General features: G+C 41.3%; 9 protein-coding genes. 6 read left to right on the forward strand and 3 right to left on the reverse strand.

The window, feature by feature from the left end; genetic code table 11:
* The first annotated feature begins 17 nt into the window (after window positions 1–17).
* The 4 genes from HMPREF9009_RS06770 (at window position 18) to HMPREF9009_RS06785 (ending at window position 4,365) form a co-directional block, all read left to right on the forward strand.
* Window positions 18–1,139 carry a glycoside hydrolase family 18 gene (locus HMPREF9009_RS06770; RefSeq protein WP_049701768.1) on the forward strand — a complete coding sequence of 374 codons (1,122 nt, stop codon included), beginning with the start codon at window positions 18–20 and terminating at the stop codon, window positions 1,137–1,139.
* Window positions 1,140–1,171: 32 nt separating this feature from the next.
* On the forward strand, window positions 1,172–2,314 hold the full coding sequence (locus HMPREF9009_RS06775; RefSeq protein WP_004305020.1) for a DUF1735 and LamG domain-containing protein: 1,143 nt from the start codon (window positions 1,172–1,174) through the stop codon (window positions 2,312–2,314).
* Window positions 2,315–2,759: 445 nt separating this feature from the next.
* Window positions 2,760–3,815 carry a virulence RhuM family protein gene (locus HMPREF9009_RS06780; RefSeq protein WP_008024497.1) on the forward strand — a complete coding sequence of 352 codons (1,056 nt, stop codon included), beginning with the start codon at window positions 2,760–2,762 and terminating at the stop codon, window positions 3,813–3,815.
* A gap of 28 nt (window positions 3,816–3,843) precedes the next feature.
* Complete coding sequence (locus HMPREF9009_RS06785) at window positions 3,844–4,365, forward strand: ORF6N domain-containing protein (RefSeq protein WP_008024499.1); 522 nt, start codon at window positions 3,844–3,846, stop codon at window positions 4,363–4,365.
* A gap of 289 nt (window positions 4,366–4,654) precedes the next feature.
* Here HMPREF9009_RS06785 and HMPREF9009_RS06790 read toward each other — a convergent pair whose 3' ends face one another.
* Window positions 4,655–6,739, reverse strand: a complete 2,085-nt coding sequence (locus tag HMPREF9009_RS06790; RefSeq protein ID WP_049701769.1) for a BT4734/BF3469 family protein — start codon at window positions 6,737–6,739, stop codon at window positions 4,655–4,657.
* 1,018 nt (window positions 6,740–7,757) lie between these two features.
* Here HMPREF9009_RS06790 and HMPREF9009_RS06795 point away from each other — a divergent pair.
* The gene (locus tag HMPREF9009_RS06795; protein ID WP_004305010.1) at window positions 7,758–8,192 is read left to right on the forward strand and encodes a hypothetical protein; all 435 of its coding nucleotides are present in this window, start codon (window positions 7,758–7,760) and stop codon (window positions 8,190–8,192) included.
* Between the two features lie 177 nt (window positions 8,193–8,369).
* Here the strand turns inward: HMPREF9009_RS06795 and HMPREF9009_RS06800 are convergent, their stop codons facing one another.
* Entirely contained in the window at window positions 8,370–8,570 is a 201-nt protein-coding gene (locus HMPREF9009_RS06800) for a DUF2007-related protein (RefSeq protein ID WP_004299812.1), read from the reverse strand.
* A 167-nt stretch (window positions 8,571–8,737) separates the two neighbouring features.
* Window positions 8,738–10,378: a pectate lyase gene (locus tag HMPREF9009_RS06805; protein ID WP_049701770.1), complete on the reverse strand. Its 1,641-nt coding sequence runs from the start codon at window positions 10,376–10,378 to the stop codon at window positions 8,738–8,740.
* Window positions 10,379–10,660: 282 nt separating this feature from the next.
* Here HMPREF9009_RS06805 and HMPREF9009_RS06810 point away from each other — a divergent pair, with 282 nt between their 5' ends.
* Window positions 10,661–12,280, forward strand: a complete 1,620-nt coding sequence (locus tag HMPREF9009_RS06810) for a pectinesterase family protein (protein WP_049701771.1) — start codon at window positions 10,661–10,663, stop codon at window positions 12,278–12,280.
* Window positions 12,281–12,284: the final 4 nt, after the last annotated feature.

Raw genomic sequence — 12,284 nt, forward strand, 5'->3', positions numbered from 1 at the left:
TAATACAGATGAAGAATATGAAATCATTAAGAAAATTGTTATATATTATTCCATTGACAGGCATGATGGTAACTTCTTGCATGGATGTGGAGAATATTGAGATAGACCATATAGGCGGGTATGCCACAATGAACAATGCGGAGAGTGAGGCATATTATGCCAATCTGCGCGCCTATAAGGCGACTGCTTGGAATTACAATCGTCCCGTAGCTTTCGGATGGTATTCCAATTGGGCGCCTGCTGGAGCTTATCGAAGAGGATATCTCTCTGCTATGCCCGATAGTATGGATTTTGTTTCAATGTGGAGTGGCGCTCCAGGACGTTATGAAATCACTCCGGAGCAGAAGGCAGATAAAGAGTTTGTGCAAAAGGTGAAAGGAACGAAACTGTTGCAGGTAAGTCTGCTTTCTTATCTTGGTAAGGGTGCGACACCAAATTCGGTATACCTCGAAGTGGAAAAACAAGCGGAGGAAGAAGGCTGGTCGGCGGCTCAATTGGAAACGGCGAAGAAACAAGCCCGTTGGAAATATTGGGGATTTGAAGGTCAGTTTGAAAGTGAAAACCATTATGCATGTCTGGCGAAGTTTGCCAAAGCTCTGTGCGATTCTTTGTATGCAAACGAATGGGACGGTTATGATGTAGACTGGGAAATCGGTAGTGGTGTGTTTGATATGGATGGCACATTGAGTCAGAATAAGCATTTGATTCATTTGGTTAAAGAGATGAACAATTACATTGGCCCGAAAAGCGATCCGGAAGGTAAAGGACATAAAATGATCTGTATTGATGGAAATATTTATGGGCTTACCCATGAATTGGATGAGTATGTCGATTATTGGATTATACAAAGTTATGGTAGTTCCAATCCCGGTTTTGATGGTTATGGCGTTGATCCTAAAAAAATAATCTGCACAGAGAACTTTGAAAAGTATGCCACTAATGGAGGTCAATTGCTGAAGCAGGCAGCTGCTATGCCGCGAGAAGGTTATAAAGGTGGAGTAGGAGCTTATCGCTTCGATAATGATTATGACAATACGCCAAATTATAAATGGATGCGTCAGGCTATTCAAATCAATCAGCGGGTTTTCAATGAATGGAAAGCGAAACAAAACGAAGCGGCAAATAAACCGCAGGAATAAGTGGACTTATAAAATTCTAAAACAGTAAAAAGATGATGAATAAACATATATTCTATTATTTGATGGTAGGTAGTATGGCGTTATTGTTGGGCGCTTGCAACGACAGCATGAATGACCTGCTGGAGCCTAAGGTTTATTTCGAAAGCAAGGAATATAATTTCTCGGTGGAAGATGAAATGGATGTAATGACATTTGATCTGGTTTCAAGACTCTCGTCAGCAACTTCCTCTCAGGTAGACGTATCATATAGTGTAGCCGAACCAAGTGTAGTAGACGAATACAATGCAAAGTATGGCACAAATTATGAGATGCTTGATGTTTCGCAGGTAAAGCTAAGCAGTACGACATCTTCTATTTCGAGTGGAAAATTGTATGCGGATAATGTAGAAGTCGAACTTTCCGGGTTAGAAGCTTTGAAAGCCGGGAACTCGTATGTTTTGCCTATGCGGGTGCATTCGTCTTCGGTGTCGACTCTTTCCGGAACAAACATTGCATATTTCTTTTTCTCCAAACCGTTGAAAATTACCAAAGCTGGTAACTTCAGTAATCACTATATTTCTGTGAAGTTCCCTGTCGGTACTTTCTTCTCGTCATTCACTTACGAAGCATTGATTAATGTGGATTATTTCCTCGATAATAATACGATTATGGGAACCGAAGGTGTGATGATCCTCCGTATCGGTGATGCGGGAGGAGGAATTACTCCTAAAGATTATTTGGAAGTAGCCGGAGGACAGAACTACCGTGTAACGAAACCGTTGTTAACAAATCGTTGGTATCATGTAGCGTTGACTTATGATCAACCGACAGGAAAAACAGGCATTTATGTAAATGGTGAGAAATGGGCTGGTTCAGATTGGGGGATTGACGGTTTTGATCCGAATTCGGATATGGGTTTTTATATTGGTAGAATCTATGGTTTCAAATGGGGTGAACGTCCATTCCATGGTAAAATGAGTGAAGTCCGTGTTTGGAGTGTAGCCCGTACGGAAAATCAACTTAAGCAGAATATGCTGGGTGTTGACCCTGCTTCAGAAGGCTTGGCACTTTATTATAAACTAGACGGATCGGAGACTCAGGAAGGTGGAGTTATCAAAGATGCCACAGGGCGTATAAACGGTACTACAAATGGAATTACTATTAAGACGTTGGATGCTCCGATAGCTATCAATTAATGGAACACACAAATTTGTGAGAGATTTTGCTCTTTGCATTTTTGAATATGAGTGAAAGCCTGCTTACTGAAAAGATAATATTCTTTGGGTAAGCAGGTTTCTTTTATTTATGTTTGTTTTATGAAGAAGTTACTATTTCCCCTGTTTATATCTTTTCCATCTAAATGTTTTTGCCAGTACCTTTATACATATAATTTATGCGGTTCATGTAAACCAATATGTAAACCGGAAAAATACGAATAAAATCTGTTGAATCCATAAAGCGAAGATATTACGGAGAAAGCTTTCTACTGTAATTATGATCTTTTTAGGGAACTTTTCAGATAATGATTGGCGCTGCTTCCAATGACATAAGATTACAGACGAAGGTGGAGATAAAATAGGAGATATTATCTTTGGCAGTTCGATATGTTCTAAGTACATTTGTTTCTGATAAAAGAAATGAATGTTCAAGATGAATATGGAAGAAAGTAATAACGGAAGCAAGAAACTGCAAATACGCAATAGTACGGCTGAATTTCTTATTTTTCAGATAGAGAATAAAGAAGAAGGCATTGAAGTGCTTTATCAGGACGAAACTTTGTGGCTGACGCAGAAGACGATGTCGATATTGTTCGATGTTGATATACGCACAATTAATGAACATTTGAAAAATATATATTCGCAAGGAGAAGTAGATAAGAATACAACTATCCGGAAAAACCGGATAGTTCAAAAAGAAGGTAATCGGAATATTTCTCGTGAAGTTTTTATTTATAGTCTTGATGCCATCATTTCAGTCGGCTATCGCGTCAACTCCGTGCGCGCCACTCAATTTCGGCAATGGTGTACATTTATACTTCGGCAGTTTGCCATTCGTGGATATGTCATTGATAAAAAGCGAATGGAGAACGGATCATTCATCAATGAAGATTACTTTGAACATTTGCTTGCTGAAATCCGGGAAATACGATTGAGTGAGCGACGTTTCTACCAAAAGCTAACAGATATTTATGCTACCAGCATAGACTATAACCTCAATGCCCCGACCACACGTTTGTTTTTCAAAAAAGTCCAGAACAAAATGCACTATGCAGTTCATGGACACACGGCGGCAGAACTTATTGTAGAGCGTGCCGATGCAGAGAAGGAACACATGGGACTAACTACCTGGGAGAAAGCTCCTAACGGAAAGATTGTAAAAACAGATGTGTCGATAGCAAAGAATTATTTGAAAGAAGAAGAACTGGAGTCAATGGGACGGTTGGTCAATGCTTTTCTGGATTTGGCAGAAGACCGGGCAAAGCGGCATATTCCTATGACAATGGAAGATTGGGCAAAACGTATAGATAAATTCTTGGATAGCGATGACCGCCCCATATTAAATGATTCAGGAAAGATGTCTGCCGAACAAGCGAAAGATTATGCAGAAACCGAATTTGAGAAATACCGTATCTTTCAGGACCGTGTGTTTCAGTCTGATTTCGACAAGTTGAATACAACTCGAAGTAATACAAAGTAAGATTTACGACATACGCGGGTAAAAGGTGATGTTAGACTTTGATTTGGCGGAAATGTACGGAATAGAAAACAGGGTGCTAAAACAAGCTGTTAGACGTAATTTAAAAAGGTTCGAAGGTGAGGACTTTATGTTTGAACTCACGAGGGACGAACTTTCAAGATCACAAATTGTGACCTTGAACAAAGGAAGAGGCAGCAATTTTAAATATATGCCTTTTGCTTTTACGGAACTAGGCGTAGCAATGCTTAGTAGTGTTCTAAACTCTGATACTGCTATTGGAATAAACAGGGGTATAATGCGTGCTTTCGTTGCGGTTCGTCAGTTACTGTTAAACCCGCCGACCGATCCAGTATATGAACTTCAAAACGAAGTCAAGGAACTAAAGGAGTACATAGAGGAAGTATTTGCAGACTATAACGACATCAATGACGACACTCGGACGCAGTTAGAATTAATAAATCAGACGTTAGCCGAATTGCAGGCGCAAAAGGCTTTAGCAGATAAGCCGCGTAATCCTATCGGCTTCGTTACTCCCAAGAAGAAAGAGTAAATAGGCGGTCCGGTTGTTCCGTTGGCTATTCGTTGGTTGCTCTATTGGTTACATGGAGAGTTGGATGCAAATACAACTATTTAGAAAAACTTAATAGCTCAACAGAAAGGTGGAAGACAAGTATCCTGGAAATTTGAATCTCATAATGATTTGTACCTGTTTTATTGTCATACTGTCAGGAATACATTCAAGTGAATGAATATCAACGTTCTATCACCTGACAATAACCATTGATAATAGGCTGACAATAAAATATCCAGACTTTTATTGTCAGCCTTGCTTTTATCTCTTATGATAGCTTTATTACCTGATAAACAGTACCTTTATAAGTATGCTTCGAAGGAATACCGCATTTTTGCAGCAATCTCCCGAAGTGGTATACTTTGTTATCAGACAATGACATACCGCTTTTCTTCTTCAGATAATTCAATATTTCAACCGGAGTAAGAAATTCCCCTTCCTCTTTCGTTTGTGCAGTCTTGAAATACTGGTAAAACAATTGCAACATAGCCGGTGTCTGCTCAAACTCACGGTTGTTTTCCGTCATAATCTGCTCATCCTCACTGTCAAACCAGTAGCGTTCGCCATGATAAATCTCGTGCATGGCTTGTGCATAAAGCTGTTCATAATCTATCGGCTGTGTAGTGTCGATGTTTCCCGTCACTTCAATACAAATGAAACGACGGCTTCCCGAAGGATCAGTCAGCAAATCCTTCTGATTGCTTGTACCGATAAATGAAGCATACCGTTGCAATTCAAGTACCGAGCGACCGTGCGGTTTTCGTAGATTGACCACAGGCTTTTGAAGAATATGTTTCAGAAATCCCTGTTGTGGCAGCGTTATCTGGTCAAACTCATCGATGTTGATGAGCGCAAACCGATTCAGATATAGTTCTGCATCCCGTTTATGGCTGAAATCAATGCTGTCTGTATAGTAAGCGCGAAGCGCAGGCGGAATCATTTCACGGCAGAAAGTTGATTTATGAGTTCCTTGTCGGCCCACTAATATGGGCGACGTATTGTTTGCGTGCATTTTATCTACTCCTCTCCAATGTGAAACCATATTCAGGAACCAACGGTGGAATAGCAATTCCCAATGCGGATTTTTGCAAGGAACCCTGTTTGCCAAAGCATGAATACGGTCTTTGCCGTCCCAATGAGGCAAATGAAACAGGAATTCTTCCAACGGATTGTAGATCGGCACACGGTTGGAATGTAAGTATCGGTCTATGTCCCTGTCCCATACGCCAATACCTTCGGATTGGGCATCAAGCATGATACTGTTTTGTGCCCGTTTGTCGATGGAATGAAAATAAAACTGAAACGAGAAACGCTCCCGGTATTCCACTTCCCCGATCTGCGTATTATAACGGAACTCATAACGACGATTCATAAATTCGTCCATTTGCAGGCTAAGACGTTGCTCTTTAGTCAGACCGTTGCTTTTGGGCACTCCCTTACATTCTTTGTATACGTTTCTTATCATTTCGCGTATCAGCATCGGATTTTTTCTTTTGTAATAACGCATGATGGTTCGTCGGGTTACCTCCTCTTCCGGGATGCCGGAGTAGTAACAATTTTCGGCAAGCGGGACTACTAAAGTTTGCAAATCATGATCGTTCCGATGCCAGTCTGTTTCCATTTCTTCGAATGTCTTTCGCAATGCTGCTTCATAAAGCAATGCTACTGTATCTTCCGTGTCATACCCCGGCAGTGCTCGATTCAGTGGAGATGCTTCAGTGCTCGATTTCTCATGATAAGTCATCTCACCGGGCATACCGATGGGTTGTGAAAGATAGAAAGGTACAGGAGTGGGGCGGTAAATCAAGTCCGGATCATAACTAAGACGTGAGAATTGTTCCAGTTTCGGCTCTTTCAATAGAATGTTGAAGGGAAGTTGAGGCTGATAACATTTAATGGCAAGCCGGTAAGCATGTGCCTGAAACACTTCGGCTTCTTCCGTTGTTTGCGGTAAAGTACCGTCCGGACGGGTGAAGCAAGTCCATATCTTGACGCTTTTACCACTTGCACCCATAAAAGCCAGCATTGTTTGGGGAAGTTCGGCTGCCTTTTGTTTTACGATTTCCACTTCTGTCTTTCCGGCTAGCGGACCGATGGTCAGTTCTACAATGCCATTGTAGGTTTTCATTCGCTTCACTCCGTTCACTCGTCCGAAGGCTGCTGCGGGAATCACTCGTGGTAGTTTGTTGGCGAGGGAACAAGGCTCGTCGGGTAGAACAAAATGCAGGGCCTGACGTAATCCGGTTACCGGGCGGAGCTTGGTTTCTTTTTTCATTTTTTCTATCAGCAGGTCGATGTCTGTCACGCTTAGTGCCTCCGTATCTCCGTTTTCCCTGATTTGTGTAATCTTCATTTTTCTTCTCTTGATATTTAATGAGAGTAAGTGTTTGTTATTGGTTTCAAAGGTACGGATAAGGTACTTGTAAAACAAACTATTTGCGCTTTATCGCGATAAAGAATGTGTTTTCTTGTTATACTCTATTCAAGAAGGCGGACTTGAAACATTAACAAGTAAGTAAAGATATGCTCGCCACTGTGTATTGTTGCATAAAGACACCGTTATTCTTACGTTAACTTACCGGTATTGGTAGTTCGCCACGGCCGTGACGAGATCTTCCCACGGCCGTGGTAGGAATTCGTCACGGCTGTGGAAAGAAGTCACCACGGCCGTGGGAAGGTGAAGATACCGGCACTTTAGCTGAACAATACTGCTGCCTTAGCTGAACAATACTTTTACTTTAGCAGGACAATACCTGCTTCTTTAGTGAAAGATACCAGATGCGCAGCATTCATTTAACGGGGGCGACATTCGCTTCGTAGCGAGTTTATATTTTTTATACGCTCTTTGCTAATATTGAACTTCCTCTCTTTCAATACAAAACTTCCTGTATTTATTTCCGTATTTCCACTTTGTTTCGAAAAAAAAGCATATCTTTGTCATACGCTTTCTGTTCACCAGTGTGGTGAAACAGGTAAGAAGCGTTATTTATTTTGAAATAGGAATATTATTGCATTATCCCCCTCCTCTGAAATCTAGCAAGTTTCTTTTCCAAAGAGGGGTGATTCAACAGATATTCCACGTGAACGGTCGTATGTCAACATATCGATGAAAGATGTGTTATATATAAACGATTAGCGTGGATGTCTGTTGTTATCATTATCTTTTGGAAAGGTTTTGCTAGGCCTCAGAGGTGGATAATGATTCAACAGCATTCACGCTTTTATTGTACCCGGTTGGTTTCATGATCCTTATAAATCCCCAACCCCAATCTCCTGTCCGCCCGGAATACAAAAAGCGCGAATGTTTGTTGAATCAACATCAACAGAGCACTATTTATTCCTTGTTGTATAACAAATTAAAAACAAACACTATGTCACAATGGATTAGCATAGAAGCGGCAGCCGAGAAATACCGACTCGAAAAAGAGTATATCTGGCTCTGGGTGGAAATGAAAAAAATCACAGTGTCTTATGAGAACGATACAGTTTCCATAGATGATGATAGTATCCAGCAATTCATAAAACGGACTAAGCTGGGAATTACGTCTGAATATATCGATGAGTTAGAGCAACTTTGCATGGAAAAAAACAAAACCAGCAGATTGTATGCTTCACTCTTGAATATGCGGGATCAGGAATTAATGGCAATTAGAGGACAAAGTTCGCGACTGGACGGTTTATGGAAAATGGTGGAGGAACAATACGAAAGACTGCGCTCCTTCGAGAAGAATTCTATGTCGGACAATGCTATTTGTAGCAACTGCTGGATCAGAAAGATATGCAGGAGATTGAAACGAATTCTATAATTCTGCTGTGAATTTAATCTATTAAATAACAGGCTGACAATAAAAGTACGATCTTTTTATTGTCAGCCTATTGTCATAGCTTATTGTCAGGGTGCAATGAGTTGCTAGTCACCGTATTATCCAGCCAAAACTCCTGCTGACAATAAGAACCCTCCAATTTATATGTAAACCTAAAACCTATGAAACTTTTCTGTTATTAATTACACGCATGGCCGCAGTATAGTATTCGCAAGGAACAGAAATCAAAATACTGTTTAAACCATTGTCTTTCGTTGACACTTGAATATAAGCTGCATTCAACAAACTCTTTACGCTGGCTACCTCCCAAGGACTACCAGCAAAAACTTTGACTTGAGAAATCTTTCTACTTGTAATCATGATCTTTATAGTGTGTTTTTGTTTTTACTGCGACAAAGATAAGAGAGAAAAGCAACATAGAGGTGCAATATTGTTTCATATATAGTATACAAATGATTCATTGAATCAGGATTTGTATTAATTGACCAGTTTTTTGCGTTAATAAGAGTTGTTTTCCCTCACATCATTCATTTCTTATTTTGCGTATTTGTTATTGTTTCTACAAGGCTATTGATATAAACCTCTATATTATCATAGGCAGTACTTAGATTTCTTCCGTTTGCATCATATTTGTTTGGGTTCAATCCGTTGGCGGTTTCCCATTCGTCAGGCATGCCGTCATTGTCAGAATCGGTAACTTGTGGCAATGATTTTAATGTTGGCCATGCGCTCCAGTTGCTACCAGCTCCGGAAGGCTTTAGGTCTTTCTGACTATCGATAAGTCCGCCCTTAGGATAATTCTGACTTTTCCAATGGATGATACCTTTGTCGCAATGTTCACAAGGACCGTTCGGGCAGGGGGCATCTCCTAATCCGTTGTGTTCGTTCTTTCCGATGAATTGTGCCGTTCCTGTGCGTGTCTCTTCAACGATACGAGTATCTATATCATCTCGTTTGAGACTGCAACCCGCATATTTCAACACCAGTTCGTAAGCTTTTTGTGCCGTGTGGGTAGTTACCGCATCTACTTCTACCGGAGTATCCCGTTTCAGTTCATCGAGAGAGTGACCGGTGTTGTTACGGATACCAGTCCAGTTGTCTTTGTTCACTTTTGCGGCGGATGCTTCTGTCAGTTGGTTTCCTGCCTCGAAGTAATTCCGGCTGATATGATACTGTCCCAATACCCCTTTGATCGGTGCAAAATCTCCATCAGAAGAGCTGATGTCGATAGCCATCACACGGTTGGCCACTTTGGCATCCGTAGCGGGTCCGGGTTTGTAGTAGTTGTCCACAATGTTAATACCCATTGCTGCGCCGCCATAACATCCGTTACCGCTCCAGTTATAAATAACATTATTACGCATATCAGTACGTTCCTGACCTTGATATTTTACTCCGGAACCGAAACGTGGTGTGCGACTGTCATGGTGGGCCATCAGATTATGATGATAGGAAGCGTTGACTCCTCCCCAAATACCGCCATATCCATGAGGGCCTTTGGTATGTCCCGATAAGCGGAGACTTTCTGAAATAATACACCATTGCATAGTAAAGTTAGTATTATCATAGAATGAAGCACATTCGTCAGTGCTCCAACTGATGGAACAATGGTCAATCATGATATTGTTTTTCTGGCGTCCTCCCAGAGCATCTGCACCGTCGGAAGCCGAAGAGCCCAGCAAATCCGTATCTCCCATACGGAAACGCAGGTATCGTAGAATTACATTATCGGCCGATACATTTACTGGAAAGTGAGCCAGGCAGATACCGTCTCCGGGAGCTGTCTGTCCGGCTATCGTGACATCACCGTTCCGAATGTCCAGTGTCGATTTTAGATAAATGGTGCCGGATATACAGAAGACAATTATACGAGGCTCCTTTTGTTCGATGGCATACCGGAGGGTACCCGGTGCTTTGGAGTCTTCCAGGGATCTGACAATATATACCTTTCCACCTCTTCCTCCTGTAGTGTTCATTCCTCCTCCTTCAGCTCCGGGAAAGGCATATGCTGTTTCTTCCACTGGTGGAGATACGGAGGGAGAATCCGGTGGAGTCTCCTGTTCTTTATTATCTTCATTGACTGAAGATGTGGAACAGGAGGAGAACGCTTCTACTTGTGTGGCAAACAGTAGTGCCACGAAAATGAATTTTACCTTGTTGTTTTTCATATCTTACCTGATTTTTTATAAAGTGTGATGATAGTGATACTGATACAAATGTAAGCGGATAGAATTTGATAGACAACTGGTTGCATAGATAGTGCACCAGATTGCACAAAAAGTCCGCAACTTTTGAATGATATTAAAAAAGTCCACGCAAACAAACAAATAGTGAGAAAGTATTCATGTTGTTCCGTATACTTTTGTAACGTGAAATAGTAACTGCTCAAGGCAGGACGACCAAATAATAATGGAATAAGAATCTATCATTAAGAATATAACAAATAATTTATGAAAGCACATTTATTTTCAAAGATGTCCCAAGGACTATTGTTGTTATCAGCTTTGCTGGCAACAAGTTGCAAGGAAAGTAGCAATAACTTTTTTGTTCCCGACCATGAAGCCCCTTCTTTGGTGTCTGTTACTCCTGCAAATGGTGAAACGGCAGAAGAAAACAATACGATTCTGCTTACTTTTAACGAGTATGTGAAAGCGGGAGAAGGGAAAGCGAATTTTAATGGCGAGGAAGTGGAGTTGACTTTCAAAGGTAAAACAGCGTCTTACGCTTATACTGCTTTGGACTATAATCAGGCCTGTCAGTTCAGCCTCCCCAAAGGTGCAGTCATAGACTTTCAGGGAAATGTATTCGAAGGTGTCAGTATTCAGTTTACAATCAGAGAACGTCCTCAACCGGAAGCACGCATATTTGATGCGGTGGTCAGTCCTGACGGAAAGGGAAATTATACCAGTATACAGAAAGCAGTAGATAATGTCCCCTCGAAAAGAACGGAACCCTGGCTCATTTTCGTGATGAACGGAACGTATGAAGAACAAATTATCATTCCTGAAGACAAACCGTATATTCATCTCATCGGACAGGATGTGGATAAGACAATTGTCAAGTTACGGATTAACAGCTCAACCGAAGCCAGTGCGACTGATCCGGATGTGTGGAAGTACTCTTATAAGAACTTAGGAAAAACGGAAGCCGCTATGGTATCAGTGAAAGCTACGGATTTTTACGCAGAGAATATATCTTTTGTAAACGGATATGGCAAAGAATTGCAGAAAGGTCCTATGGCATTGGCAATGTATACCCAGAATGACCGCAACTCATTCAATAATTGCAAATTCCTCTCGTACCAAGATACCTGGCAGACCGGACCTAAATCGGATAACGGCAGACTGTATGCACAGAATTGCTGGATTGAAGGAGCCGTTGATTACTTCTATGGAAACGGGAATTGCTTCCTCGAACATTGCACCTTTTATAATATGAGGGATGGCGCAATTATTGTTGCTCCTTCTCATAAAGTAGGAACACGCTGGGGATATGTGATGAATAATTGCGTAGTGGATGGAAATGAATTGGCTGATACAGAAAGAGTCAAGTTGGGACGTCCCTGGCATAATTCTCCGATAGCTGTATATCTCAATACCATCTTTAATATAAAAATAGCTCCGGAAGGATGGACGGATATGGGAGCTATTCCTCAAATGTTTGCTGAATATAACAGTAAAGATAAAGAAGGGAATACAGTCGATTTAAGCCAGCGTAAAACGCAATATACTTACCAGGATGAACAAGAGAATCCGGTGACAGGCATTTGTCAGGCTGTTCTTTCGGCAGGTGAGGCGGCGCGGTATACATACGAAAACGTTGTTCGCGAGGGCGATAATTGGGACCCGAAGAAATATATGGAACAAGTTTCCGCACCGGAAAATCTGAAAAGAGAAAACGGAGTATTAAGTTGGGATGCTTCGAAATATGCGATTTGTTATTTGGTGATTGCAAATGATGAAACAGTACAAATAACCAAAGAAACGTCTTGTAATATTGAGACAGGAAAGACGTATCAGGTGAAGGCTGTCAGCGAGTACGGGTCTTTGAGTGAACCTTCGCAGGAATGATGAC

It is taken from the genome of Bacteroides sp. 3_1_13, assembly GCF_001185845.1.
In the GTDB taxonomy this organism is placed as follows: domain Bacteria; phylum Bacteroidota; class Bacteroidia; order Bacteroidales; family Bacteroidaceae; genus Bacteroides; species Bacteroides xylanisolvens.

Bases quoted from the DNA above. Each gene is read 5' to 3' on its own strand.
- HMPREF9009_RS06770 (WP_049701768.1), top strand. From the start codon at position 18: ATGAAATCATTAAGAAAATTGTTATATATTATTCCATTGACAGGCATG.
- HMPREF9009_RS06775 (WP_004305020.1), top strand. From the start codon at position 1,172: ATGATGAATAAACATATATTCTATTATTTGATGGTAGGTAGTATGGCG.
- HMPREF9009_RS06780 (WP_008024497.1), top strand. From the start codon at position 2,760: ATGTTCAAGATGAATATGGAAGAAAGTAATAACGGAAGCAAGAAACTG.
- HMPREF9009_RS06785 (WP_008024499.1), top strand. From the start codon at position 3,844: ATGTTAGACTTTGATTTGGCGGAAATGTACGGAATAGAAAACAGGGTG.
- HMPREF9009_RS06790 (WP_049701769.1), bottom strand. From the start codon at position 6,739: ATGAAGATTACACAAATCAGGGAAAACGGAGATACGGAGGCACTAAGC.
- HMPREF9009_RS06795 (WP_004305010.1), top strand. From the start codon at position 7,758: ATGTCACAATGGATTAGCATAGAAGCGGCAGCCGAGAAATACCGACTC.
- HMPREF9009_RS06800 (WP_004299812.1), bottom strand. From the start codon at position 8,570: ATGATTACAAGTAGAAAGATTTCTCAAGTCAAAGTTTTTGCTGGTAGT.
- HMPREF9009_RS06805 (WP_049701770.1), bottom strand. From the start codon at position 10,378: ATGAAAAACAACAAGGTAAAATTCATTTTCGTGGCACTACTGTTTGCC.
- HMPREF9009_RS06810 (WP_049701771.1), top strand. From the start codon at position 10,661: ATGAAAGCACATTTATTTTCAAAGATGTCCCAAGGACTATTGTTGTTA.